A 24,727-nucleotide genomic window follows, 5' to 3' on the forward strand; every position below is an offset into this window, starting at 1 on the left:
GTGCTGATCATCCTCAAGCAGTCGCCACGGGCCTTCGTCGACAAGCTCGACTTCATCACCTCGGTCGGCCACGGTGAAGGCGGCGATTCGCGCAAGCGCCTCGGCCTGCCCGGCGAAGGCCCGGTCGGCATCATCACCGACCTGTGCATCATGGAGCCGGAAGCCGGCACCCACGAATTCATCGTCACTGCCATCCACCCGGGCGTGACCCGTGAGCAGATCGTCGCCGCCACCGGCTGGGCCATCCGTTTCGCCGACGATGTGCAGACCACCGCCGCGCCAACGGAAACCGAGCTGGGCGCGCTGCGCGACCTCGAAGCCCGTACCGCCGCGGCCCATGGCCAGGTGGCAGGAGAAGCCTGATGCGCGACGTATTCATCTGTGACGCCATCCGCACCCCGATCGGCCGCTTCGGTGGCGCCCTGGCCGGTGTGCGTGCCGACGACCTGGCGGCGGTACCGCTCAAGGCGCTGATCGAGCGCAACCCGAACGTGCAGTGGGATCAGCTCGACGAAGTGTTCTTCGGCTGCGCCAACCAGGCCGGTGAAGACAACCGCAACGTGGCGCGCATGGCGCTGCTGCTGGCGGGCCTGCCGCAAAGCGTGCCGGGGGTGACCCTCAACCGCCTGTGCGCCTCGGGCATGGATGCCATCGGCACCGCGTTCCGTGCCATCGCCAGTGGTGAAATGGAGCTGGCCATCGCCGGGGGCGTGGAGTCCATGTCGCGGGCTCCGTTCGTCATGGGCAAGGCCGAGAGTGGCTATTCGCGCAACATGAAGCTCGAAGACACGACCATCGGCTGGCGCTTCATCAACCCGCTGATGAAAAGCCAGTACGGCGTGGACGCGATGCCGGAAACCGCCGACAACGTGGCCGACGATTACCAGGTGTCGCGCGCCGACCAAGACGCCTTCGCCCTGCGCAGCCAGCAGAAGGCCGCGGCGGCCCAGGCTGCAGGCTTTTTCGCCGAAGAGATCGTGCCGGTGCGCATTGCCCACAGGAAGGGCGAGACCGTGGTCGAGCGCGATGAGCACCTGCGTCCGGAGACTACCCTTGAAGCGCTGACCAAGCTCAAGCCGGTCAATGGCCCGGACAAGACTGTCACCGCCGGCAACGCCTCGGGCGTCAACGACGGCGCCGCAGCTTTGATCCTGGCCTCGGCCGAGGCGGTGAAGAAGCACGGCCTGACCCCGCGTGCCCGCGTGCTGGGCATGGCCAGTGCCGGCGTGGCGCCACGCGTGATGGGCATCGGCCCGGTGCCGGCGGTGCGCAAGCTGACCGAGCGCCTGGGCGTGGCGGTGAGTGATTTCGATGTGATCGAGCTCAACGAAGCCTTCGCCAGCCAAGGCCTGGCAGTGCTGCGTGAACTGGGTGTGGCCGATGATGCGCCGCAGGTGAACCCCAATGGCGGCGCGATTGCCCTGGGGCACCCGCTGGGCATGAGCGGGGCGCGCCTGGTGCTGACCGCGTTGCACCAGCTTGAGAAGCGTGGTGGGCGCAAGGGCCTGGCGACCATGTGCGTGGGCGTTGGCCAAGGCTTGGCGTTGGCCATCGAGCGGGTTTGATCTACCCGGCCTCATCGCCGGCAAGCCGGCTCCCACAGGGAAAACCACGCCTATCCCTGTGGGAGCCGGCTTGCCGGCGATGAGGCCGGTGCTTACGACACAAGGCTAATGGCCAGCCCCACAGCGGAACGAGTGTGTTACTAGGTATGTCTAGACTTACCTAGGACCCTCCAGGAGTAAAACCGTCATGACCTCAGCCTATTACACCGGCGAAGAACGCAGTAAGCGCATCTTCGCCATCGTCGGCGCCTCTTCAGGCAACCTGGTGGAATGGTTCGACTTCTACGTCTATGCCTTCTGCGCGATCTACTTCGCCCCGGCCTTCTTCCCCTCCGACGACCCCACCGTGCAGCTGCTCAACACGGCCGGGGTGTTCGCCGCAGGCTTTCTGATGCGCCCCATCGGCGGTTGGATCTTCGGCCGCCTGGCCGACCGCCACGGGCGCAAGAATTCGCTGATGATCTCGGTGCTGATGATGTGTTTCGGCTCGCTGATGATCGCCTGCCTGCCCACCTATTCCGCCATCGGCACCTGGGCGCCGGCGCTGCTGTTGCTGGCACGCCTGATCCAGGGCCTGTCGGTGGGCGGCGAGTACGGCACCACTGCCACCTACATGAGTGAAGTGGCCCTGCGCGGGCAGCGCGGCTTCTTTGCCTCGTTCCAGTACGTCACCCTGATCGGCGGCCAGTTGCTGGCCGTGCTGGTGGTGGTGGTGCTGCAGCAGCTGCTCAGCGAAGACGAGCTGCGCGCCTGGGGCTGGCGCGTTCCGTTCGTGGTCGGCGCCATCGCTGCACTGATCTCGCTGATGCTGCGCCGTTCGCTGCACGAGACCAGCAGCGCCGAAACCCGCAAGGACAAGGACGCAGGTTCGATCAAGGGCCTGTTCCGCAACCACGCCGCGGCCTTCATCACCGTGCTCGGCTACACCGCCGGCGGCTCGCTGATCTTCTACACCTTCACCACCTACATGCAGAAATACCTGGTCAATACCGCCGGCATGACGGCGAAGAACGCCAGCTTCGTGATGACCGGCGCACTGTTCCTGTTCATGGTGCTGCAGCCGTTCTTCGGCATGCTTTCCGACCGCATCGGCCGGCGTAACTCGATGCTGCTGTTCGGCGCTTTGGGCACGCTGTTCACTGTGCCGCTGCTGATGGCACTGAAGACCGTCAGCAGCCCGTTCATGGCCTTCGTGCTGGTGACCCTGGCGCTGTGCATCGTCAGTTTCTACACCTCGATCAGTGGCCGGGTGAAGGCCGAGATGTTCCCGCCGCAAGTGCGTGCGCTGGGCGTGGGCCTGGCCTATGCGGTGGCCAACGCGGTGTTTGGCGGCTCGGCCGAATACGTGGCGCTGGGCTTGAAAACCATGGGCATGGAGAACACCTTCTACTGGTACGTGACCGCCATGATGGCGATCGCCTTCCTGTTCAGCCTGCGGCTGCCGAAACAAGCGGCGTACCTGCACCATGACGACTAAGGACGCTGCATGAGCAACCAACTGTTCGACGCCTACTTCACCGCCCCGGCCATGCGCGAGGTGTTCTGCGACCGTGGCCGCCTGCAGGGCATGCTCGACTTCGAAGCGGCCCTGGCCCGTGCCCAGGCCAGCGCCGGGCTGGTGCCGCACAGCGCGGTAGCGGCCATCGAAGCGGCCTGCCAGGCCGAGCGCTACGACACCCGTGCGCTGGCCGATGCCATCGCCACGGCGGGCAACTCGGCCATACCGCTGGTCAAGGCGTTGGGCAAGGTGATCGCCAGCGGCGTGCCGGAAGCCGAGCGTTACGTGCACCTGGGCGCCACCAGCCAGGATGCCATGGACACAGGCCTGGTGCTGCAGCTGCGGGCCGCGCTCGAGCTGATCGAAGCCGACCTTGCCAAGCTGGCAGCCACCCTGGCGCAGCAGGCCCTGCAGTATGCCGACACCCCGCTGGTGGGGCGCACCTGGCTGCAGCATGCCACGCCGGTGACCCTGGGCATGAAGCTGGCCGGAGTGCTCGGCGCCCTCACGCGCCACCGCCAACGCCTGCAGGAGCTGCGCCCGCGCTTGCTGGTGCTGCAGTTCGGCGGGGCTTCCGGCAGCCTGGCCGCGCTGGGCAGCAAGGCCATGCCGGTGGCCGAGGCCTTGGCCGCGCACCTCAAGTTGAACCTGCCGGAACAACCCTGGCACACCCAGCGAGACCGCCTGGTGGAGTTTGCCTCGGTGCTGGGCCTGATCGCCGGCAGCCTGGGCAAGTTCGGCCGCGACATCAGCCTGTTGATGCAGACCGAGGCGGGCGAGGTGTTCGAGCCTTCGGCGCCGGGCAAGGGCGGTTCGTCGACCATGCCGCACAAGCGCAACCCGGTGGGCGCGGCGGTGCTGATCGGCGCCGCCACGCGCGTGCCGGGCCTGCTTTCGACGCTGTATGCCGCCATGCCCCAGGAGCACGAACGCAGCCTGGGCCTGTGGCATGCCGAGTGGGAAACGCTGCCGGATATCTGCTGCCTGGTGTCCGGTGCCCTGCGCCAGGCACAGGTGATCGCCGAAGGCATGCAAGTGGACGCCGAACGCATGCGCCGCAACCTCGACCTGACCCAGGGCCTGGTGCTGGCCGAGGCGGTGAGCATCGTCCTCGCCCAGCGCCTGGGCCGTGACCGCGCCCACCATCTGCTGGAGCAATGCTGCCAGCGTGCCGTCGCCGAGCAGCGCCACTTGCGTGCCGTGCTGGGGGATGAGCCGCAGGTCAGCGCCGAGCTGTCGGCAGAAGAACTCGACCGCCTGCTCGACCCCGCCCATTATCTCGGCCAGGCCCGCGTCTGGGTGGCGCGGGCGGTGGCTGAACATCAACGTTTCACTGCCTGAAGGAGACCGCTGTGGCGCAATTGCAACTGGCCGATGGCGTACTGAACTATCGATTCGATGGCCCGGAAGATGCCCCGGTGCTGGTGCTGTCCAACTCGCTGGGCACCGACCTTAGCATGTGGGACAGCCAGATCCCGCTGTGGAGCGAGCATTTTCGCGTGCTGCGCTACGACACCCGCGGCCATGGCGCCTCGCTGGTGACCGAGGGCCCTTACCGCATCGAGCAACTGGGCCGCGATGTGCTGGCGCTGCTCGATACCCTGGATATCGCCCACGCGCACTTCGTCGGCCTGTCGATGGGCGGCCTGATCGGCCAGTGGCTGGGCATCCATACCGGCCAGCGCCTGCACAGCCTGACCCTGTGCAACACGGCGGCGAAAATCGCCAACGACGAGGTGTGGAACACCCGCATCGACACCGTGCTCAAGGGCGGCCAGCAAGCCATGGCCGACTTGCGCGACGCCTCCATCGCCCGCTGGTTCACCCCGGCGTTTGCCAAGGCCCAGCCTGAGCAGGCGCAGCGCATCTGCCAGATGCTGGCGCAGACCTCGCCCCAGGGCTATGCCGCCAACTGCGCGGCGGTGCGCGATGCCGATTTCCGTGAGCAGCTGGGCCGCATCCAGGTGCCGACGCTGATCGTCGCCGGCACCGAGGACGTGGTCACCACCCCGGAACATGGCCGCTTCATGCAGGCCAACATCGTCGGTGCCACCTATGCCGAGTTCCCGGCTGCGCACCTGTCCAACGTCGAAATCGGCGAGGCGTACAGCCGCCGCGTGCTCGATTTTTTGCTGGCCCGCTGAGGTATCCGATGGACGAGAAACAACGTTACGACGCCGGCATGCAGGTACGCCGCGCGGTGCTTGGCGATGCCCATGTGGACCGCAGCCTGGAGAAGCTCAACGACTTCAATGGTGAGTTTCAGGAGATGATCACCCGCCACGCCTGGGGTGATATCTGGACCCGCCCAGGCCTGCCGCGGCACACCCGCAGCCTGGTCACCATTGCCATGCTGATCGGCATGAACCGCAACGACGAGCTCAAGCTGCACCTGCGTGCGGCGGCCAACAACGGCGTGACCCGCGAGGAGATCAAGGAAGTGCTGATGCAGAGCGCGATCTACTGCGGGATTCCGGCGGCCAATGCCACCTTCCACCTGGCCGAGTCGGTGTGGGATGAGTTGGGTGTGGAGTCGCGCCAATCGTGATGCCTGCACTGGCCCTATCGCCGGCAAGCCGGCTCCCACAGGTACACCACAGCCATTGAGCACTGTGCTGTACCTGTGGGAGCCGGCTTGCCGGCGATAGGGCCAGTGAATGCTCTACACGGCGGCTTTCTTCTCGCGCAGCGCCACCGGCCCGGCATTGGCCTCCACGGCACGCTTCAGATTCGGGCACAGCCCGAGCATGAACCCCGCTTCCGCCACCACGAACAACGGCCCGATGATCAGCCCGCTGACATCATCGACGAACGCTGGCTTGCGCCCTTCGTAATAGTGCCCGACGAACTGGATGATCCAGCCCACCACGAACGCACCCACGCCCGCACTGAGCCACACTGCCGTGCCTTGCACCGCCAGCGCCTGGCCAACCCACAGGCACAGCCCCAGCAGCAGGCCCATCACCAGCCCCAAGCGCAGGTCCAGGCGCAGGTAGAACCACACCGAAGCGGCCGCGGCGAGCAGCGCGGGCGACAGCCAGATGCCTGCCACGTCCCAGCCTGGGCGCGACAGCAGGATGGTCACCGCCACCACGATCAACGGAATGCCGACGAAGTGGGTGGCGATATTGCGCGGGTCGCGGTGGTAGGCGGCGTACTGGCTCAGGTGTTCGACGAGGTTTTTCATTGTTGTGCCTCCTTGGGTAGCCATTGGCCCACTATTGCTGAGAATAGCCCGCAGTCGAAGCATCATCAGCTCAGCGAATGGCAGCAGCTCGCACCGGCATATCCAGCCCCACCAGGGTCTCGATCATCGCCCGCGCCGCTGGCGACAGGCGATAGCCGCTGCGGCTGACCACCCCGCAGCGCACGCTCAGCACCTCCAGTGCCGGCGGCAGGTTGCGCCAGTGCAGGCGCACCAGGTTGCCCGCGGCCAGGTCGTCGGCCACCGCTTCTTCGCTGGCGGTGCCGATGGCATCGCTGGCCTGCACCACGCTGCGCAGCACGGCCAGGTGTTCGGTCTGCAGGTGCGGGGTGAAATCGCTGCGCCCGCTCAGGTTGGCCAGGCGCTTGCGCACCCCGGGGGTGAGCAGGGCGCTGGCCAGGGGGTAGGCGAACAGGTCGTTGGTCGACAGGCTGTCCTTGGCCAGCAGCGGGTGGCCGGGGCGGCAGAAGAACAGGCCCGGGCGAGGGCTGAGCGGCTCGGTGTGGAAATTGGGGTCGGCTTCGAAGGGGCGGATGTCGTCGACGAAGAACTCGATCTGCTCGCGGCGCAGCGCCTGGCCCAGGCGTTCGCCGTTGTCGACGGTCAGCGAGGTGCGGATGCCGGGGTGGCGCGCGATGAACTGCTGCAGGGCCTGCGGCACCAGGCGCACGGCCAGCGCCGGGCCGCTGCCGAAGTGCAGCTCGCCGGCGTCGAGCTTGGTCATTTGCAGCACGTCGTTGCTCAGTTGCGCAGCGCCTTGTACCAGGCGGCGGGCGTGCTGCAGCACTACCAGGCCTTCGGGGGTGGGCGGTAGGGCTTTGCTGGCGCGGTCGACCAAGGGGCAGCCGAAACTTTGCTCCAGGCCCTGGATGGCGCGGCTGAAGGCCGGTTGGGTGATGCCCATGGCTTCGGCGGCACGGACGAAACTGCGGTACTCGGTGAGGGCGATGAAGTAGCGCAGTTGGCGAAGGTCCATGTCGAGGCTCTGCGGCGGGGGAGAGAGGCCGATTTAATCTGTAACCGGTTATATCGTCAACGAAGGTTATTTTATTTATTTATGCATTTTGGCTATTTGGAGGGCCTCTTCGCGGGGCAAGCCCGCTCCCACAAGGTTAGGCACACTGCCGGAGCTTGCGGTGTACCTGTGGGAGCGGGCTTGCCCCGCGAAGAGGCCGCAAGCTTCAGAGAAGATTCAACGGATAACTCACAATCAAGCGGTTCTCATCGAACGAATTGGTGCTGAAGTCCCGCCGCATGGTCGAGTTGCGCCACTTCACCGACAAATCCTTGAACGACCCCGACTGCACCACGTAGGCCAGCTCGGTCTCGCGCGCCCATTCCTTGCCATCGTCGACCCCACCCGCCGTCACCTTGTCGCCCTTGATGTAGCGGTTCATCAAGGTCAGTCCAGGAATTCCGACACTCACGAAGTTGAAGTCATGGCGCACCTGCCAGGAGCGCTCCTTGGCATTGTCGAAGCTCGAGTTGTAGCTGTCGTTGGCCAGGGTGCCGCCGCTGGTGCCGTTGACCCTCAACCAGGCGTCGTCGCCACTGACTTTCTGCAGGCCGACATAGAAGGTATTGCCCTTGTACCGTGCCGAGAGCATCGCCGAAGCCGTGCGGTTGTCCAGTTGCCCGGCGCGCTCGGCGCCGTCTTCCTTGCCGATGAAGTAGCCCAGGTTGGCGCCCAGGGTCCAGTCGCCCAGTGGCTGGCTGTGCACCAGGTTGAGGTACTGCTGGCGGTAGATGTCCTTGAGCTGGGCGTCCCACAGGCCGATCAGGGTGCGTTTGTCATTGAAGCTGTATTCACCGCCGGCGAAGTTGAAGCGATCGGAGGTGAAGGCTGCGCGACCGTTGAGCGACATGTCGTCCATGCTGGCGTCGTTGCGCGGGCTGTTGCCGCGCAACTGGCCGGCGTACAAGGTCAGGGCGGCGATTTCCCGGGAGGTGAGCTGGCCGCCGCGGAAGGTCTGCGGCAGCGAGCGGCCATCGTCGGCACGCAGGATCGGCAACACCGGCATCCACTCGCCGACCTTCAGTTCGGTCTCGGAGAGTTTGGCCTTCAAGGCAACGCCGAGGCGGCCGAAGTCGTCGGCGGGGCGGCCATCGTCGTGTACCGGCAGCAAGTGGGTATTGGTGGTGCCCTTGCCGCCATCGAGCTTGACCGAGTACAGGCCCAGCACATCGACGCCAAAGCCTAGCGTGCCCTGGGTGAAGCCCGAGCGGGCATCGAGGATGAAGCTCTGGGTCCATTCCTCGCCCTTGGCCTGGGGGTGGTCGGGGTCGACGAAATTGCGGTTGATGTAGAAATTGCGCAGGTTGAGGCTGGCCTTGGCGTCTTCCATGAAACCGCCTTCGGCGGCGAACACAGGGAGGGCGCAGGACATGGCCAACAAGCCGGGCAGCAGCTGGCGTGCGGGTTGCAAAGTGCTCATCGGTGGTGGATCTCTTGTTTTTATTGGCGAGCCGGTGCGCTGCAGGGTGCGGGCCTGCAGGGGCGGGGCTGTTTGATGAACCGGTGCAACGTTGCGTGAGCGATGGTGCGGGGCAGGGCGGGGATGGGGCAATTCGCCGCAAGCGGAATCGGGCGATAATCGAACGCTATGTTCCAGCTGGTTAATTGTTGTGGCTGCTGGCCTTGCCGGCATCAACAAAAAGCCCACCGCAAGGGTGGGCTTGATGCTGTTGCCAGAACGATCAGCTGTTCGGCGTATCCACCGAAGCCTGCTGATTGGCCTGCCCGGACTGCTCGTACCAGCCACCGCCGAGCGCCTTGTACAGGTTGACCTCGCTGGTCAGCTGCGAAAGGCGGTCGGTGATCAGCGACTGCTGGGCGCTGAACAGGTTGCGCTGGGCGTCGAGGAAGGTCAGGTTGCTGTCGATACCGATGCGGTAGCGACGCTCTGCCAGGCGGTAGTAATCCTGGTTCGCCTGCACCAGGTCGCGTTGCGCCTGCAGCTGCTCTTCGAAGGTCTTGCGCGCCGCCAGGCCATCGGAGACTTCCTGGAAGGCGGTCTGGATGGTCTTTTCGTACTTGGCGACGTTGATGTCCTTCTGGATCTTCGAGTAGTCCAGGCTGGCCTTCAGGCTGCCGGCGTTGAAGATCGGCAGGTTGATCTGCGGCTGGAACAGCCAGGTGCCTTGCCCGCCCGAGAACAGGTGACCCATGTCGGGGCTCAGGCTGCCGGCGTTGGCCGTCAGGCTGATGCTCGGGAAGAACGCGGCCCGGGCTGCACCGATATTGGCGTTGGCGGCCTTGAGCAGGTGCTCGGCTTCCTGGATGTCCGGGCGGCGGCGCAGCACGTCCGACGACAGGCCGGCCGGCACGTCGGCCAGCTGGTCGGCATTGAGCTCGAGCGGCTTGGCCAAGTCTGCAGGAATGCCGGTGCCGATCAGCACGGCCAGGCTGTTGGCGTCCTGGGCGACCAGGCGCTGGTACTGCGAGTACTTGACCCGCGCGCCTTCCACGGCGGTGCGCGCCTGGCTGACGTCGAGGGCCGAGGCAACGCCCACTTCATTGCTGCGACGCGTGAGGTTGTAGCTTTCCTCGTAGGTCTTGAGGGTGTCCTCGGTCAGCTTGAACAGTGCCTGGTCGGCCTGCCAGGTGTAGTAGGCGTTGGCCACGCTGGCCACCAGGGCGATCTGCGTGGAGCGGCGCGCCTGCTCGCTGGACAGGTAGGTTTCCAGGGCTTGCTCGGTGAGGCTGCGCACGCGGCCGAACAGGTCCAGCTCATAGGCGCTGACGCCCAAAGTGGCCGAGTACTGGCTGGTGATGCCCGACTCGCCGGTCTGCGACATGTTCGCCGGCACCCGCTGGCGGCTGCCGCTGCCCGTGGCGGAAACCGCCGGGAACAGGTCGGCACGCTGGATGCGGTACTGGGCGCGGTAGGCGTCGATGTTCAACGCGGCCACGCGCAGGTCACGGTTGTTGACCAGCGAGGTCTGGATCAGCTGCTGCAGCGCCGGGTCGTGGAAGAACTGGCGCCAGCCCTGTTCGGCGGCAGCAACCTCGGCCGACTGGGCCGGGGAGTACGCAGGGCCTTGCGGCCACTGCGCAGCCACCGGCGACTCCGGGGTCTGGTAATCAGGGATCAGCGAGCAGCCGCCAAGAATGAAAGCGGTTACCGCCAGGGACAACAAAGACTTGGTCATTGCCCAGCCTCATAACGTGGAGTTTCAGGGGTGGCGTCTTTTTCCGGCTCTTTGCTGCCGAACACCGACGACACTGCGACGAAGAATAGCGGTACCCAGAAGATAGCCAGGATGGTCGCACTGATCATGCCGCCGATCACGCCGGTGCCGATGGCGTGCTGGCTGCCGGCGCCAGCGCCGCTGGCGATGGTCAACGGTACCACCCCGAGGATGAACGCCAGCGAGGTCATGATGATCGGGCGCAGACGCATGCGGCACGCCTCGATCGCCGCGTCATACAGGCTGCGGCCTTGCTCATGCAGTTCCTTGGCGAATTCCACGATCAGGATGGCGTTCTTCGCCGCCAGGCCGATGGTGGTCAACAGGCCGACCAGGAAGTACACGTCGTTCGACAAGCCGCGCAGGCTGGTGGCGATCAGTGCACCGATGATACCCAGTGGCACTACCAGCACCACCGCGATCGGGATCGACCAGCTTTCGTACAGGGCTGCCAGGCAGAGGAACACGAACAGGACCGAGAGGGCGAACAGTGCCGGCATCTGCGAGCCGGAGAGTTTTTCCTCGTAGGACATGCCGGTCCAAGAGAAGCCGATGCCGTCAGGCAGCTCGCCGGCGATGCGTTCCACCTCGGCCATGGCTTCACCGGTACTGTAGCCAGGGGCTGGCGCACCGAGAATTTCCATCGCTTCGACGCCGTTGTAGCGCGAAAGCTTCGGCGAACCGTAGCTCCACTCGCCTTTGGCGAAGGAGGAGAACGGCACCATCTCGCCTGCGCCGTTGCGCACGTACCACTTCTGCAGGTCTTCCGGGCTCATCCGCGAGTTGGCTTCACCCTGGATGTACACCTTCTTGACCCGGCCGCGGTCGATGAAGTCGTTGACGTAGCTGGCACCCAGGGCAATCGACAGGGTGTTGTTGATGTCGGCGATGGTCACGCCCAGGGCGCTGGCACGTTCGTCATCGATGGTCAGCTGGTACTGCGGCTCATCGTTCAGGCCGTTGGGGCGCACGGCACTGAGTACCTTGCTCTGGGCGGCCTTGGCGAGGAACTGGTTGCGCGCTTCCATGAGTTTTTCATGGCCGACACCGCCGCGGTCCTGGAGGAACACGTCGAAGCCGGTGGCGTTACCCAGTTCGAGTACGGCAGGCGGGGCGAAGGCGAACACCATCGCATCGCGGAAGCCGAAGAAGTGCTGCTGGGCGCGCTGGGCCAGGGCGAACACGCTGTTCTCCTTGGAGCGCTCATCCCACGGCTTGAGCATGATGAACGCCATGCCCGAGCTCTGGCCGCGGCCGGCGAAGTTGAAGCCGTTGACGGTGAACACCGAGGCAACGGTATCGGCTTCGTCCTTGAGCAGGTACTCGCGCATCTGGTCGACTACCACCTGGGTGCGCTCGGCACTGGAACCGGCCGGGGTCTGCACCTGGGCGAACAGCACGCCCTGGTCTTCCTCTGGCAGGAACGCGGTGGGGATGCGGGCGAACAGCCAGATCATGCCGACCACGATCAGCGCGTAGGCGAGCAGGAACGGCACTTTGTTGCGCAGGATGGTACCGACGCTGCGCTCGTAGCCGTTCACGCTGCGGTCGAAGTTGCGGTTGAACCAGCCGAAGAAACCACCCTTGGCCACATGGTGCTCGCCCTTCTTCAGCGGCTTGAGCATGGTGGCGCACAGGGCCGGGGTGAAGATCAGCGCCACCAGCACCGACAGGCCCATCGCCGAGACGATGGTGATGGAGAACTGCCGGTAGATCACACCGGTGGAGCCGCCGAAGAAGGCCATCGGCAGCAGTACCGCCGACAGCACCAGGGCGATACCGACCAGCGCACCCTGGATCTGTTCCATGGAACGCTTGGTCGCCTCCTTGGGCGGCAAGCCTTCCTCGGACATGACCCGCTCGACGTTCTCCACCACGACGATGGCATCGTCCACCAGCAAGCCGATGGCCAGGACCATGGCGAACATGGTCAGGGTGTTGATGCTGAAGCCGGCGGCGGCAAGGATGCCGAAGGTACCGAGCAATACCACCGGTACGGTCATGGTGGTGATGATGGTGGCGCGGAAGTTCTGCAGGAACAGGTACATCACCAGGAACACCAGGACCACGGCTTCGATCAGGGTGTGGATTACCCCGCTGATCGATTCGGTGACCACCGGCGTGGTGTCATACGGGAACACTGCCTTCACCCCAGGCGGGAAGAACGGCTCCAGGTCGTTGACGGTCTGGCGCAGGGCCTTGGCGGTGTCCAGGGCGTTGGCGCCGGTGGCCAGCTTGACCGCCAGGCCCGACGCCGGCTTGCCGTTGAACTGGGCGCTGACGGCGTAGTTCTCGCCACCCAGGCCGACCTCGGCAACATCACCCAGGCGTACCTGCGAGCCATCCTTGTTGACCTTGAGCAGGATCTTCTCGAACTGCTCGGCAGTCTGCAGGCGGGTCTTGCCGATGATGGTGGCGTTGAGCTGGGTACCCGGCATGGCTGGCAGGCCGCCGAGCTGGCCGGAGGACACCTGCACGTTCTGCGCGGCGACCGCGGTCCTGACGTCGACCGGGGTCAGCTGGAACTTGTTCAGCTTGGCCGGGTCGAGCCAGATACGCATGGCGTACTGGGCACCGAACACCTGGAAGTCACCGACACCGGCAGTACGCGAGATCGGGTCCTGCATGTTGGAGACGATGTAGTTGGCCAGGTCGTCCTTGGTCATGCTGCCATCTTCGGACACCAGGCCGATCACCAGCAGGAAGTTCTTCACTGCCTTGGTGACGCGGATACCTTGCTGCTGCACTTCCTGCGGCAGCAGCGGGGTGGCCAGGTTCAGCTTGTTCTGCACCTGGACCTGCGCGGTGTCAGGGTTGGTGCCCTGCTCGAAGGTTGCGGTGATGGTCATGCTGCCGTCGGAGTTGGACTCCGAGGACACATAACGCAGGTTGTCGATACCGTTGAGCTGCTGCTCGATCACCTGTACCACGGTGTCCTGCACGGTTTGCGCCGAGGCGCCCGGGTAGGTCACGGCGATGGCGATGGCCGGCGGCGCGATGCTCGGGTACTGGTTGATCGGCAGCTTCAGGATCGACAAGGCGCCGACCAGCATGATCACCAAGGCGATCACCCAGGCGAAGATCGGGCGATCGATAAAGAACTTCGACATGGTTTACTCCGCTTTGGCGTCTGCTTTTGCGTCTGCTTTGGCCGCGTTGGCCTGATCAGGGCCGCCCGGCTTCTTGACGTTGGTGGCATCGCTGACCTTGACCTCGACGCCAGGGCGCACGTACTGCAGGCCTTCGGTGATCAGGCGGTCGCCAGGGTTGAGGCCTTCTTCGATCAGCCAGTCGCTGCCCAGGGTACGGCTGGCCTTGAGCTGGCGCAGTTCGACCTTGTTTTCCTGGTTGACCACCAGCGCGGTGGGGGCGCCCTTGAGGTCACGGGTCACGCCTTGCTGCGGGGCCAGGATGGCATTGCTGTTGACCCCGGCCTTGAGCCGCGCATGCACGAACATGCCAGGCAGCAGGGTGTGGTCGGGGTTGGCGAAGATGGCGCGCAGGGTCACCGAGCCGGTGGTCTCGTCGACCGCGACTTCGGAGAATTCTAGGCGGCCTTCCTGCTTGAACAGGCTGCCGTCTTCGAGCACCAGCTGTACCGAGGCGGCGTTGTCGCCAGCCTTCTGCAGCTGGCCGCTTTCCAGGTCACGGCGCAGCTTGAGCAGCTCGGCAGTGGACTGGGTGACGTCGACGTAGATCGGGTCGAGCTGCTGGATGGTGGCCATGGCGTTGGTCTGGCCGTTGCTCACCAGTGCACCTTCGGTGAACGAGGAGCGGCCGATGCGACCGCTGATCGGTGCCAGTACCTTGGTGTAGCGCAGGTCGATCTGGGCGCTCTTGAGCGAGGCGTCGGCTTGCAATCGTTTGGCATTGGCGTCGTCGTATTCCTGCTTGGAAACGGCTTGCTCGTCGATCAGCTGCTTGTAGCGCTCGGCCAGCGAGCGGGTCGCCTGCAGGTTGGCCTGGGCGTTGGCCAGGTTGGCCTCGTACACGGCTGGGTCGATCTGGTAGAGCTGCTGCCCTTCCTTGACGTCGCTGCCTTCCTTGAACAGGCGCTTGAGGATGATGCCATTGACCTGCGGACGCACTTCGGCGACGCGGAAAGCGCTGGTGCGCCCCGGCAGTTCCGAGGTCAGGGTGAAGGCTTGCGGTTGCAAGGTAACGACGCCGACCAGAGGAGCCTGCGCTGCTGGCGCGGCTTCTTCTTTCTTACAGCCACTTAGCAGGGTTGCCAGGGCGACGGCGGAAACCAGAGCGGTAACGGCTGGCTTGAATTGCATGAGGATCCTCGGGTCGCTAGAGCTGGGAGACGCTCAAGAGTAATGGAAGAGTCTTGTCAGAAAAAAATCTATCCGGTGGATAAATAGCTTACTAACGAATATACTTACATTCACGGTTGTTTGTAAATAGCGCTGGGTGCTACCAGATGTCGTCCCCAGCCGTCGATTAGCCAATCCGGTAGGTACCCTGCAGAGGTGCCCCCGGCGGATTCCCCGCACGCACAGTGCCTGCGGGCCCAGATGAGGTTGTACTGCCATGGTCCGTCGAACCAAAGAAGAAGCCCAGGAAACCCGCGCCCAGATCATAGAGGCAGCGGAAAAGGCCTTCTACAAGCGCGGGGTTGCGCGTACCACACTGGCCGACATCGCCGAGTTGGCGGGCGTTACCCGGGGGGCGATCTACTGGCATTTCAACAACAAGGCGGAGCTGGTGCAGGCGTTGCTCGACAGCCTGCACGAAACCCATGACCACCTGGCGAGGGCCAGCGAAAGCGAGGACGAACTGGACCCGCTTGGCTGCATGCGCAAGCTGCTGCTGCAAGTGTTCAACGAGTTGGTGCTCGATGCCCGAACCCGGCGTATCAATGAAATCCTGCATCACAAGTGCGAGTTCACCGATGACATGTGTGAAATTCGCCAGCAGCGCCAAGGTGCGGTGCTGGATTGCCACGAGGGCATTACCTTGGCGCTGGCCAATGCCGTGCGCCGTGGGCAGTTGCCTGCCGAGCTGGATGTCGAGCGCGCGGCGATTGCCCTTTTTGCCTATGTCGATGGCCTGATCGGGCGCTGGTTGCTGCTGCCGGACAGCTTCGACCTGCTGCGTGGTGCCGAACAATGGGTCGATACCGGGCTGGATATGCTGCGCTTGAGCCCCGCACTGCGCAAATGACACTTTGTTAAGGATTGTGAGGAAGTGTTTCCCTTATTGATTAAGGGGGAATTAAACACTATCGCCCTCGCAATTGCCTATCAGGCAAAACCGACGCCGCGACCAACCCGAGCAGGGACACCACGGCGCTGCCCATCAGCAGGTGGCGGAAGCTCTCCAGCAGCCGCGCCTGCGTCGCAGGTTCTGGTGCGCCCGCCTGCAAGCTGCCCAGCAACGGGTTACCCAGTATTTCCAGGCCACCCTGGTGCAGCAGCGCCAGCAGCAGGCTGGACATGCACGCCACGCCCATGGCGCCGCCCAGCGAGCGGAACAGGTTGGTGGTACTGGTGGCCACGCCGATATCCTTGATGTCCACCGCGCTCTGCGTGCCCACCAGCGATGTGGGGAACTGCAGGCCACAGGCGACTCCGGTCAGCAGCATGAACACGCCGCTGAGCAGCGCCGACTGCGGCGGGGTGATGGCCATGGCGAAGATGGCGACCGGCATCATCAGCGCGCCGGCAAGAATCTGTGGCTTGTAACGCCCGGTGAAGCTGGTCATGCGCCCGCCGGTGAAGGCCCCAATGGGCAGCCCGATGGCCAGCGGCAGCAGGTGCAGCGCGGCGCTGTCGGCACCGGCGCCGGTGATGCCCTGGTAGCGCAGGGGCATCAGCATGGTCAGCGAGATCGACTGGAAGCTGGCGAAAAAGATCACTCCCCAGCACAGCACGGCGACCCGGTTGCCGAACAGGCCCAGCGGCAGCAAGGGTTCCTGGCAGCGCCGCTCATGCTGGATGAACAGCACCAGGCCAAGCCCGGCGCAGCCGAACAGCGCCAGCACCGGCGGCGCGGCCCAGGCATGGCCCTGGCCGACCAGGGTGATGCCCAGCAGCAGGCTGCCCAGGCCCACGATCAGCAGCAGCGCACCCAAATAGTCCACCCGTGCCTGGCGGCGCTGCACCGGCATGCCGGCCAGGGCGCGGCGGATGGCCCACAGGGCAACCAGCCCCAGCGGCAAATTGACCCAGAACACCCAACGCCACGACAGGTAGGCGGTCAGCCAGCCGCCGAGCACCGGCCCGGCCACGCTGGCCACCGCGTACATGCTGCTGAAATAGCCCTGGTAGCGGCCGCGCTCGCGCGGCGGCACGAAGTCGCCGATGATCGCCTGGCTCACCGAAACCATGCCCCCCGCGCCAATGCCTTGCAGCACCCGCGCCAGCACCAGTTGCTGCATGTCCTGGGCCAGCGCGCAGGCGATCGAGGCCAGGGTGAACAGGCTGATGCCAGTGAGGATCATGCGCCGCCGGCCATACAGGTCGCCCAGCTTGCCGTAGATGGGCACGGCCACGGTCATCGCCACCATGTAGCCGGAGATCACCCAGGCCAGCAGGCCAACGTCGTTGAACTGGGCCGAGATGGCGGGCAGGGAGACGGCGACGATGGTCTGGTCGAGGGCTCCGAGAAAGATCGCCAGCATCAAGGCGGTGAGCACGTTGCGCAGGGCGGTTGGGGGCAGGGCGGCGGTCACGGGAATTACCTTGTCATAGGCTGTGGGTTGCCTGTAGCGGCCTCTTCGCGGGGCAAGCCCGCTCCCACAGGTACTGCACTGTCCTTGAGACGGCACAATGACTGTGGGAGCGGGCTTGCCCCGCGAAGAGGCCATCGAATTGTAACCCGACTTAGGTAGCTTCCTATGTACTATCTGCATCCCCTATGCAAGATCGGCATTGGCGCATTCATCCAGTGCTGCATGGCCGCGTGATATCGTGGCTGTACCGCAGAGGCTGAAAACCGGGGCTCGCACCAGCTTGGTGCAACCAAGAGCCGCCGGTTTGCGTGTCGCTGTCTCCCACACCTTTTATTCCTCTGCCTGCATGTCGAGCATGACCGCCCAGATGGCGACGGTTGGAACAGGTCAGGTAGACCCGATTCAGGGGTCGGTAGCAACCGTTCAATTTTCACGTATTTAGCGGAGTGATCATGCCCAAGGCTTCCCATCAAGATCTGCGTTTTGCCTTCCGCGAGCTGCTCGCTTCAGGTGCCTGCTACCACACAGCTTCGGTGTTCGACCCGATGTCGGCGCGCATTGCCGCCGACCTGGGCTTCGAAGTCGGCATTCTTGGCGGTTCGGTCGCATCCTTGCAGGTACTGGCAGCGCCGGACTTCGCCCTGATCACCCTCAGCGAATTCGTCGAGCAGGCGACCCGCATCGGCCGCGTGGCTCAGCTGCCGGTGCTGGCCGACGCCGACCACGGCTACGGCAATGCGCTCAATGTGATGCGCACGGTCATCGAGCTCGAGCGTGCCGGCGTGGCCGCGCTGACCATCGAGGACACCCTGCTGCCGGCCCAGTTCGGGCGCAAGTCCACCGACCTGATCCCGGTGGACGAGGGCGTGGGCAAGATCCGCGCGGCGCTGGAGGCGCGGGTCGATTCCTCGCTGTCGATCATCGCCCGCACCAATGCCGGCGTGCTCAGCACCGAAGAGATCATCGTGCGCACCCAGAGCTACCAGAAGGCCGGCGCCGACGGTATCTGCATGGTGGGGGTGAAGGATTTCGAGCAGCTCGAGCAGATCGCCGAGCACCTGACCGTGCCGCTGATGCTGGTGACCTACGCCAACCCCAACCTGCGCGACGACGAGCGCCTGGCGCGCCTGGGCGTGCGCATCGTGGTCGACGGCCACGCCGCCTACTTCGCCTCGATCAAGGCCACCTACGATTGCCTGCGCCTGCAGCGTGGCCAGCAGAACAAGTCCGAGAACCTCAGCGCCACCGAGCTCTCGCACACCTATACCCAGCCTGAGGACTACATCCGCTGGGCCAAGGAATACATGAGCGTCGAGGAGTGACCGGCGCCGCCGGCTAGCGGTCCCACTCAGGCTCCGCGGTGAAGCGCTGCGCGAGAAAGTCCAGCATGCTGCGCAAGGTTGCCGGCATGTGCTTGCGAGACGTGTACACCGCATTCAAGTTCAGCTCCCGTGGCCGCGCCTCGGGCAGCAGGCGCACCAGCTCGCCGCTGTGCAGCGCCGCCGCGGCCTGGTAGGTCGGCAGCATGGCGACCCCCGCGCCAGCCAGCGCCGCCTTTTGCAAGGTCATCGCTTCGTTGGCGCTGATGTTGCCGTCCACCGGCACCGCGACCTGCTGGCCGTCCACCTCGAAATGCCAGAGGCTGTGGCCGAAGTAGGCGTGGGTCAGGCAATTGTGCTGGCTCAACTCCTCGACCCGCTGCGGTGTGCCGCGTTCGCGCAGGTAGGCCGGGGCCGCGCACACCACCGAGCGGCACACGGTCAGGCGCCGGGCGATCAGGTTGGGGTCCAGGTCGTTGCTGGTGCGGATGGCCAGGTCGATGCGCTCGTCCACCAGGTTCACGGTGCGGTCGAGCATCTGCAGTTCCACCTTCACGCCGGGATAGCGGCGCACATACTCGGCCACTGCGTCCACCAACTGTGCCTGGCCGAACGAGGTGCTGACGCTGATGCGCAACTGCCCGCGCGGCGCGTCATCGGGTTGGCGCACGGCGGTTTGCAGGTCGCCGGCCAGCTCCAGCAGCTGGCGGCAGCGGGGCAAGGTCTGCTGGCCGGCGGCGGTCAGGCTCAGCTTGCGCGTGGTGCGCTGCATCAGCCGCGCGCCGACGCAGTCTTCCAGCTCGGCCAAATAGCGTGAAACCACAGGCCGTGACAGTTGCAGATGATCCGCCGCCGCCGATTGGCTGCCCAGGTCGACGACGGTGACGAATACGCGCATGGCGTTAAGACGGTCCATGATTTGCCCGATTTCAGAAACAAACTATGTCTGAGCATCGCATTTTTTGTTACGGATCGGGCAACTAAGCTGTGAGGCATTCTTCTACGAGTGAGTGCTTGCGATGTCTCTTTTCACGCCTTTGCGCGGCCTGTTGCTGGCCTGTGTAGTGCTGACCGGCCCGGTGCTGGCGGCCGAGCCGCTGCACCTTGAAGTCTACAACCCCGGGCACGAGGCGATCTTTCCGGTCAGCTCGGTGATCGTGACCGGCAAGAAGGACGCGATCCTGGTCGATGCCCAGTTCGGCAAGGCCCAGGCCGAGCAGCTGGTGCAGCGCCTGCGGGCCAGCGGCAAGCAGTTGACGACCATCTACATCAGCCATGGCGACCCGGACTACTACTTCGGCCTCGACACCCTGACCCAGGCCTTCCCGGATGCCAAGGTCCTGGCCTCGGCGGCCACGGTGGCGCATATCCGCCAGACCAAGGACGCCAAGCTGGCCTACTGGGGCCCGCAGATGGGCGCCGACAAACCCGCCCGGCTGGTGGTGCCGCAGGTACTCGATGGCAACCGGCTGTTGCTGGAAGGCCAGGCCCTTGAGGTGATGGGCCTGGATGGCCCGCAACCTGAACGCAGTTTCGTCTGGATCCCGTCGATCAAGGCCGTGGTCGGCGGCGTGGTGGTGGCAGAGAACATTCATGTGTGGATGGCCGACACCCAGTCGCCCAAGTCCCATGCCGACTGGCTCGGCACGCTGGCGCAGATCGAAAAGCTGGCGCCGCGCACGGTCATCCCCGGCCACTTCATGGGCCAAAGCAGCCGTTCGCTGGAGGCAGTGCGCTTCACCGCGAACTACATTCGTGACTTCGATGCCGAAACCGCCAAGGCAAAAGATGCCGGGGCGTTGGTCGCGGCCATGAGCAAGCGTTACCCGGGCCTTGCCGATGAAAGCTCGCTGGAGCTCAGCGCCAAGGTCGCCAAGGGCGAGATGAAGTGGTAATTCCGTTCACTTGATGGAGTGTTTCCCATGAGCAAGATTGCAATCATCGGCGCTACCGGCCGGGCTGGCAGCCAACTGCTGGAAGAAGCCCTGCGCCGCGGGCACAGTGTGCTGGCCATTGCCCGTGACCCTTCACGGCTGCAGGGCCGGGCGGGGGTTACGGTACAGGCGCTGGATGTCACCGACAGCGCGGCGCTGCAAAAGGCACTGGCAGGAGTGGACGCGGTGCTGAGCGCGGCACATTTCGCCACCATCGAGCCGCACGCGATCATCGAGCCGGTCAAGCGGGCCGGGGTCAAGCGCCTGCTGGTGGTGGGCGGCGCCGGCAGCCTGCTGCTGCCTTCCGGGCACCGGGTCATCGACAGCCCGGACTTTCCAGAGGCCTACAAGGCTGAAGCGAGTGCCGGGGCAAGGTTCCTTGAGCAATTGCGCCAGGAGCAGAACCTGGACTGGACCTTCCTCTCGCCGTCGGCGGAGTTCGTCGAAGGCGAGCGCACCGGGCACTACACCTTGGGCAAGGACCATTTGCTGATCGGCGCCGATGGTAAGAGCTGGATCAGCTTTGCCGACTACGCCATCGCGATGATCGATGAGCTGGAAAAACCGGCGCACTCGCGGCAGCGGTTCACCGTCGGCTACTGAGCCGGCGCTGCTCCACCCTCTCTGTGGGAGCCGGCTTGCCGGCGATAGGGCCCGCACAGGCGAGCCGGCGTTGCCTGCCCTGGCCTCATCGCCGGCAAGCCGGCTCCCACAAGGGGCTGCCTGGCTCTTTACTGCTCAGCCCGGCCCTGCAACCAATCCATCAACTCGACCAGCCCCGCCGGCACGTTCCTCGGCTGACACGCCAGGTAATAGCCCTTGCCCGTCAGCACCTTGAGCCCGAACGGCATGCACAGCCTGCCGCTGTTGAGGTCGTCGCCGATCAGCGCCCGATCACCAATGGCCACGCCGGTCCCCTGCGAGGCCATCGCCATGGCCATGTCCAGGGTTTCGAAATGCTGCCTGGGCCCTTGGCCATCCAGGGCGGCACCTGCGGCCTGCAGCCATAGCCGCCAGTCATGCTCATCGCGCGAGGGGTGCAGCAGCATATGGCGCTTGAGGTCGGCGACCTCCCTCAGCGGCACAGGCCCCGCCAGCAGCGAGGGCGCACACACAGGGGTCAGTTGTTCGTCGAACAGCTTGCGCACGTGCAGCCCATGATTCGGCGCGTCGCCATAGACCACCGCCGCATCGAAGCCCTCGCGGCGAAAATCCACGCCGTGCTGCACCGTGGTGGTCAGCTCCACCGGCACGTCCGGGCGCAGCGCCTGCCATTCCATCAGGCGCGGCAGCAGCCAGCGCATCACGCAGGTCGGCGCCTTGAGCTGCAAGGTGGCGCTGCGCCCACCCACCTCGCGCACGCCTTGCTCGATCAATGCAAATACCTGTTGCACCCGCGGCAGCCAGTCCTGCCCCTCGCGGGTCAGGCTCAGGCCACGCGCCTGGCGCTGGAACAGGGCATAGCCCAGGTGCTCTTCGAGCCCGGCAATCTGCCGGCTGACCGCGCCCTGGGTGATATGCAGCTTCTGGGCGGCGCGGGTGAAATTGCAGTGCTGGGCGGTGACCAGAAACGTATGCAGGGCGGGCAGGGGCGGTAGGCGTTTCATTGCGATAAGCCATGATTACAGGACATGGCTAGTATGTGTTTTTTTGCATTGTGGCGATAGCCGCGGGTTGGGTCCAATGGGGGCAGATCTCCAACAAGATGCAAGGTGAAACCCATGGCAACCTGCGGCGAAGTACTGGTCAAACTCCTTGAAGGCTATGGTGTGGACCATGTCTTCGGCATTCCCGGTGTGCACACCGTGGAGCTGTACCGAGGCCTGGCGGCTTCATCCATCCGCCACATCACCCCGCGCCACGAGCAGGGCGCCGGCTTCATGGCTGATGGCTACGCACGTACCCGTGGCAAACCCGGCGTGTGCTTCATCATCACCGGCCCCGGCATGACCAACATCACCACTGCCATGGGCCAGGCCTATGCCGACTCGATCCCCATGCTGGTGATTTCCAGCGTGCAGTCGCGTGATCAACTGGGCGGTGGCCGAGGCAAGCTGCACGAGCTGCCCAACCAGGGCGCGCTGGTGGCCGGTGTGGCGGCCTTCTCGCAGACGCTGATGAGCGCCGACGACCTGCCGCAGGTACTGGCTCGCGCCTTTGCCGTGTTCGACGGCGCGCGCCCGCGCCCGGTGCACATCGAAATCCCGCTGGATGTGCTGGTGGAGCCCGCCGACCACCTGCTGCCGGGCCGCCCGGTGCGCAGCAGCCGCGCAGGCGCGGCGCCGCAGGCCGTGGCGCAGATGGCCGAACGCCTGGCCAAGGCACGCAAGCCGCTGATCCTCGCCGGTGGCGGCGCCTTGGCCGCCGGTGCGCCGCTGGCGCGCCTGGCCGAGTACCTGCAGGCGCCGGTGGCGCTGACCATCAACGCCAAAGGCCTGTTGCCGGCCGAGCACCCGCTGCAGATCGGCTCGACCCAGTCGCTGGTGGCCACCCGCGCGCTGGTGGCCGAAGCCGACGTGGTGCTGGCTATCGGCACCGAGCTTGGCGAAACCGATTACGACGTGACGTTCAAAGGTGGCTTCGAGATCCCCGGCAGCCTGCTGCGGGTCGACATCGACCCGGACCAGACCGTGCGCAATTACCTGCCGGAGCTGGCCTTGGTCGCCGATGCCGAGCTGGCCGCGCAGGCGTTGCTGGACGCCTTGCAGGTGTTGCCAGCCCCAGCCCATGACAGCCAGTGGGGCGCGGCGCGTGCACAGCTGCTGCGCGACACCCTGGCGGCCAGCTGGGACCAGCCGACCCTGAGCCAGACACGCCTGCTGACCAGCATCCTCGAGCGCCTGCCCAATGCCATCCTGGTGGGGGATTCGACCCAGCCGGTGTACACCGGCAACCTGACCCTGGACATGCCCGCGCCCCGGCGCTGGTTCAACGCCTCGACCGGCTACGGCACCCTGGGCTATGCGCTGCCTGCGGCGATGGGCGCCTGGCTGGGCAGTGCCGAACAGCTGGCCGAGCGCGCGCCTGCGGTGTGCCTGATTGGCGATGGTGGCCTGCAGTTCACCCTGCCGGAGCTGGCCAGCGCGGTGGAGGCGCAGGTGCCGCTGATCGTGCTGCTGTGGAATAACCAGGGCTATGAGGAGATCAAGAAGTACATGGTCAACCGTGCCATCGAACCGGTCGGGGTGGACATCCACACGCCGGACTTCATTGGCGTGGCCAAGGCACTGGGGGCCGAGGCCGAGGCGGTTGCCGACGTGCAGCAATTGCAGGCTGCCCTGGGGCGTGCCGCAGAGCGCAAAGGGCCGACCTTGATCGAGGTGGACCAGAACCGCTGGCAGGCGGCGGTAGCCGGCTGATCAGCCGGCACTGGCGCGCAACCGCGCCACATCGCGAATCGGCGGCGCCCCGTACAGCCGGCTGTACTCCCGGCTGAACTGTGACGGGCTTTCATACCCCACCCGATAGCCCGCCACCGCCGCTTCCAGCCCGTCATTGAGCATCAGCCGCCGCGCCTCCTGCAGGCGCAGCTGTTTCTGATACTGCAGCGGGCTCATCGACGTCACGGCCTTGAACCGGTGGTGCAAGGTCGAGGTGCTGAGGTTGACCTCCCGCGCCAGGTCTTCGATGCGCAGCGGTTGCTGGAAGTTCTGGTTGAGCCAGGTGATGGCCTGGCACACCCGGTGCGTCTGGCTGTTGGCCAGGGCGATTTCATACAGGCGGTAGCCCTGCGGCCCACGCAGCAGGCGGTAGAGGATTTCCCGGCGAAACAGCGGTGCCAGCATGGCAATGTCGCGCGGCGTATCCAGCAGGCGGATCAGGCGCAGCAGGGCATCGAGCATCTGCGGATCGGTCCTTTCCACGTACAGGCCGCGCCCCGAGGGCAGGCTGGGCACCAGCATCGGCCCGCTTTCGGCAATCAGCTGGCTGATCTCGGCCGGGTCGAGGTCCAGGCGCAGGCCAAGGCTGGGCTGCTCCGGGCTGGCGTCGAGCTTGACGCCGCTCAACGGCAAGGTCACCGAAACCACCATGTAGTGCAGCGGGTCGTAGGCGTATTGCTCATCGCCCAGGAACAGGCTCTTGCTGCCCTGGGCGAGGATGCACAGGGCCGGTTGCGCCAGGGTCGGCACCGACCGCACGTTTTCGGTGTAGCGCACCAGGTACAAGTCGTCGATGGCCGAGGCCGGGCCATGGGGTTCGCCGGCATGTCGGCGGATCAGCTCGGCCAGCTCCTGGCGTTGCACTTCCAGGGTCGGGTCGAGGGACGGGGCGGTGGTCATGATGGCTTTCCTCTGCTGACCGACGCAGCATAGGTTTGGGCAATGGCCGGCGCTAG

The 24,727-nt window shown here is 65.4% G+C and carries 21 protein-coding genes; 11 read left to right on the forward strand and 10 right to left on the reverse strand.

Going from position 1 to position 24,727, the window contains the following annotated elements; genetic code table 11:
• The 6 genes from B3E94_RS14905 to pcaC all read left to right on the forward strand — a co-directional run.
• Positions 1 to 363 (forward strand): CoA-transferase (locus B3E94_RS14905; RefSeq protein ID WP_286914098.1); only part of this gene is annotated, 363 nt, incomplete at its 5' end.
• Positions 360 to 1,565, forward strand: a complete 1,206-nt coding sequence (gene pcaF, locus B3E94_RS14910; protein WP_286914118.1) for a 3-oxoadipyl-CoA thiolase — start codon at positions 360 to 362, stop codon at positions 1,563 to 1,565. The genes B3E94_RS14905 and pcaF, both read left to right, overlap by 4 nt.
• 187 nt (positions 1,566 to 1,752) lie before the next feature.
• Positions 1,753 to 3,042: an MFS family transporter gene (locus B3E94_RS14915; protein WP_286914099.1), complete on the forward strand. Its 1,290-nt coding sequence runs from the start codon at positions 1,753 to 1,755 to the stop codon at positions 3,040 to 3,042.
• 9 nt (positions 3,043 to 3,051) lie between these two features.
• Positions 3,052 to 4,404: a 3-carboxy-cis,cis-muconate cycloisomerase gene (locus B3E94_RS14920; protein ID WP_286914100.1), complete on the forward strand. Its 1,353-nt coding sequence runs from the start codon at positions 3,052 to 3,054 to the stop codon at positions 4,402 to 4,404.
• Positions 4,405 to 4,415: 11 nt separating this feature from the next.
• Positions 4,416 to 5,207, forward strand: coding sequence for a 3-oxoadipate enol-lactonase (gene pcaD / locus B3E94_RS14925; protein WP_286914101.1), 792 nt, complete (start codon positions 4,416 to 4,418; stop codon positions 5,205 to 5,207).
• Between the two features lie 8 nt (positions 5,208 to 5,215).
• Positions 5,216 to 5,611 carry a 4-carboxymuconolactone decarboxylase gene (pcaC, locus tag B3E94_RS14930; protein WP_286914102.1) on the forward strand — a complete coding sequence of 132 codons (396 nt, stop codon included), beginning with the start codon at positions 5,216 to 5,218 and terminating at the stop codon, positions 5,609 to 5,611.
• A 114-nt stretch (positions 5,612 to 5,725) separates the two neighbouring features.
• On the opposite strand, the gene B3E94_RS14935 is transcribed toward pcaC, so the two are convergent.
• The 6 genes from B3E94_RS14935 to ttgA all read right to left on the reverse strand — a co-directional run bounded on the left by B3E94_RS14935 (position 5,726) and on the right by ttgA (position 14,739).
• Positions 5,726 to 6,250: a DUF962 domain-containing protein gene (locus B3E94_RS14935; protein ID WP_286914103.1), complete on the reverse strand. Its 525-nt coding sequence runs from the start codon at positions 6,248 to 6,250 to the stop codon at positions 5,726 to 5,728.
• A gap of 70 nt (positions 6,251 to 6,320) precedes the next feature.
• A complete protein-coding gene (locus B3E94_RS14940) occupies positions 6,321 to 7,244 on the reverse strand; it encodes a LysR family transcriptional regulator (RefSeq protein WP_176511866.1) in 924 nt (307 codons plus the stop codon).
• Positions 7,245 to 7,449: 205 nt separating this feature from the next.
• The gene (locus B3E94_RS14945; protein ID WP_286914105.1) at positions 7,450 to 8,703 is read right to left on the reverse strand and encodes an OprD family porin; all 1,254 of its coding nucleotides are present in this window, start codon (positions 8,701 to 8,703) and stop codon (positions 7,450 to 7,452) included.
• A gap of 262 nt (positions 8,704 to 8,965) precedes the next feature.
• The gene (locus B3E94_RS14950; protein ID WP_286914106.1) at positions 8,966 to 10,420 is read right to left on the reverse strand and encodes an AdeC/AdeK/OprM family multidrug efflux complex outer membrane factor; all 1,455 of its coding nucleotides are present in this window, start codon (positions 10,418 to 10,420) and stop codon (positions 8,966 to 8,968) included.
• The gene (gene ttgB / locus B3E94_RS14955; RefSeq protein WP_176517253.1) at positions 10,417 to 13,569 is read right to left on the reverse strand and encodes a multidrug efflux RND transporter permease subunit TtgB; all 3,153 of its coding nucleotides are present in this window, start codon (positions 13,567 to 13,569) and stop codon (positions 10,417 to 10,419) included. Before ttgB ends, B3E94_RS14950 begins: the two co-directional genes overlap by 4 nt.
• 3 nt (positions 13,570 to 13,572) lie before the next feature.
• Positions 13,573 to 14,739 carry a toluene efflux RND transporter periplasmic adaptor subunit TtgA gene (gene ttgA / locus B3E94_RS14960; RefSeq protein ID WP_176517254.1) on the reverse strand — a complete coding sequence of 389 codons (1,167 nt, stop codon included), beginning with the start codon at positions 14,737 to 14,739 and terminating at the stop codon, positions 13,573 to 13,575.
• 256 nt (positions 14,740 to 14,995) lie between these two features.
• Between ttgA and ttgR the strand changes: the two genes are divergently transcribed.
• Positions 14,996 to 15,628, forward strand: coding sequence for an efflux transport transcriptional regulator TtgR (gene ttgR / locus B3E94_RS14965; protein ID WP_236235197.1), 633 nt, complete (start codon positions 14,996 to 14,998; stop codon positions 15,626 to 15,628).
• Between the two features lie 58 nt (positions 15,629 to 15,686).
• Here ttgR and B3E94_RS14970 read toward each other — a convergent pair whose 3' ends face one another.
• The gene (locus B3E94_RS14970; protein ID WP_286914108.1) at positions 15,687 to 17,138 is read right to left on the reverse strand and encodes an MDR family MFS transporter; all 1,452 of its coding nucleotides are present in this window, start codon (positions 17,136 to 17,138) and stop codon (positions 15,687 to 15,689) included.
• A 452-nt stretch (positions 17,139 to 17,590) separates the two neighbouring features.
• Between B3E94_RS14970 and B3E94_RS14975 the strand changes: the two genes are divergently transcribed.
• Positions 17,591 to 18,460, forward strand: a complete 870-nt coding sequence (locus tag B3E94_RS14975; protein WP_176517257.1) for an isocitrate lyase/PEP mutase family protein — start codon at positions 17,591 to 17,593, stop codon at positions 18,458 to 18,460.
• 13 nt (positions 18,461 to 18,473) lie between these two features.
• On the opposite strand, the gene B3E94_RS14980 is transcribed toward B3E94_RS14975, so the two are convergent.
• A complete protein-coding gene (locus B3E94_RS14980) occupies positions 18,474 to 19,373 on the reverse strand; it encodes a LysR family transcriptional regulator (RefSeq protein ID WP_286914109.1) in 900 nt (299 codons plus the stop codon).
• A 103-nt stretch (positions 19,374 to 19,476) separates the two neighbouring features.
• Here B3E94_RS14980 and B3E94_RS14985 point away from each other — a divergent pair, with 103 nt between their 5' ends.
• The gene (locus B3E94_RS14985; protein WP_286914111.1) at positions 19,477 to 20,352 is read left to right on the forward strand and encodes an MBL fold metallo-hydrolase; all 876 of its coding nucleotides are present in this window, start codon (positions 19,477 to 19,479) and stop codon (positions 20,350 to 20,352) included.
• A 27-nt stretch (positions 20,353 to 20,379) separates the two neighbouring features.
• A complete protein-coding gene (locus B3E94_RS14990) occupies positions 20,380 to 20,994 on the forward strand; it encodes an NAD(P)-dependent oxidoreductase (protein WP_286914112.1) in 615 nt (204 codons plus the stop codon).
• A 128-nt stretch (positions 20,995 to 21,122) separates the two neighbouring features.
• On the opposite strand, the gene B3E94_RS14995 is transcribed toward B3E94_RS14990, so the two are convergent.
• On the reverse strand, positions 21,123 to 21,998 hold the full coding sequence (locus B3E94_RS14995) for a LysR substrate-binding domain-containing protein (protein WP_286914113.1): 876 nt from the start codon (positions 21,996 to 21,998) through the stop codon (positions 21,123 to 21,125).
• Between the two features lie 114 nt (positions 21,999 to 22,112).
• Here B3E94_RS14995 and B3E94_RS15000 point away from each other — a divergent pair, with 114 nt between their 5' ends.
• Positions 22,113 to 23,750: a 5-guanidino-2-oxopentanoate decarboxylase gene (locus B3E94_RS15000; RefSeq protein ID WP_286914114.1), complete on the forward strand. Its 1,638-nt coding sequence runs from the start codon at positions 22,113 to 22,115 to the stop codon at positions 23,748 to 23,750.
• Here the strand turns inward: B3E94_RS15000 and B3E94_RS15005 are convergent, their stop codons facing one another.
• Positions 23,751 to 24,671 (reverse strand): AraC family transcriptional regulator, encoded by a 921-nt coding sequence (locus B3E94_RS15005; protein ID WP_176517263.1) that lies wholly within the window; start codon positions 24,669 to 24,671, stop codon positions 23,751 to 23,753.
• Between the last annotated feature and the right edge of the window lie 56 nt (positions 24,672 to 24,727).

Source organism: Pseudomonas sp. UBA6315 (assembly GCF_002438125.1).
GTDB lineage: Bacteria > Pseudomonadota > Gammaproteobacteria > Pseudomonadales > Pseudomonadaceae > Aquipseudomonas > Aquipseudomonas faucium.

Bases quoted from the DNA above. Each gene is read 5' to 3' on its own strand.
- B3E94_RS14920 (WP_286914100.1), top strand. From the start codon at position 3,052: ATGAGCAACCAACTGTTCGACGCCTACTTCACCGCCCCGGCCATGCGC.
- B3E94_RS14975 (WP_176517257.1), top strand. From the start codon at position 17,591: ATGCCCAAGGCTTCCCATCAAGATCTGCGTTTTGCCTTCCGCGAGCTG.
- B3E94_RS14940 (WP_176511866.1), bottom strand. From the start codon at position 7,244: ATGGACCTTCGCCAACTGCGCTACTTCATCGCCCTCACCGAGTACCGC.
- B3E94_RS14915 (WP_286914099.1), top strand. From the start codon at position 1,753: ATGACCTCAGCCTATTACACCGGCGAAGAACGCAGTAAGCGCATCTTC.
- B3E94_RS14950 (WP_286914106.1), bottom strand. From the start codon at position 10,420: ATGACCAAGTCTTTGTTGTCCCTGGCGGTAACCGCTTTCATTCTTGGC.
- B3E94_RS15000 (WP_286914114.1), top strand. From the start codon at position 22,113: ATGGCAACCTGCGGCGAAGTACTGGTCAAACTCCTTGAAGGCTATGGT.
- B3E94_RS14945 (WP_286914105.1), bottom strand. From the start codon at position 8,703: ATGAGCACTTTGCAACCCGCACGCCAGCTGCTGCCCGGCTTGTTGGCC.
- ttgA (WP_176517254.1), bottom strand. From the start codon at position 14,739: ATGCAATTCAAGCCAGCCGTTACCGCTCTGGTTTCCGCCGTCGCCCTG.
- B3E94_RS14980 (WP_286914109.1), bottom strand. From the start codon at position 19,373: ATGGACCGTCTTAACGCCATGCGCGTATTCGTCACCGTCGTCGACCTG.
- B3E94_RS14990 (WP_286914112.1), top strand. From the start codon at position 20,380: ATGAGCAAGATTGCAATCATCGGCGCTACCGGCCGGGCTGGCAGCCAA.
- B3E94_RS14935 (WP_286914103.1), bottom strand. From the start codon at position 6,250: ATGAAAAACCTCGTCGAACACCTGAGCCAGTACGCCGCCTACCACCGC.
- ttgB (WP_176517253.1), bottom strand. From the start codon at position 13,569: ATGTCGAAGTTCTTTATCGATCGCCCGATCTTCGCCTGGGTGATCGCC.
- pcaC (WP_286914102.1), top strand. From the start codon at position 5,216: ATGGACGAGAAACAACGTTACGACGCCGGCATGCAGGTACGCCGCGCG.
- B3E94_RS14995 (WP_286914113.1), bottom strand. From the start codon at position 21,998: ATGAAACGCCTACCGCCCCTGCCCGCCCTGCATACGTTTCTGGTCACC.
- B3E94_RS14985 (WP_286914111.1), top strand. From the start codon at position 19,477: ATGTCTCTTTTCACGCCTTTGCGCGGCCTGTTGCTGGCCTGTGTAGTG.
- B3E94_RS15005 (WP_176517263.1), bottom strand. From the start codon at position 24,671: ATGACCACCGCCCCGTCCCTCGACCCGACCCTGGAAGTGCAACGCCAG.
- ttgR (WP_236235197.1), top strand. From the start codon at position 14,996: ATGGTCCGTCGAACCAAAGAAGAAGCCCAGGAAACCCGCGCCCAGATC.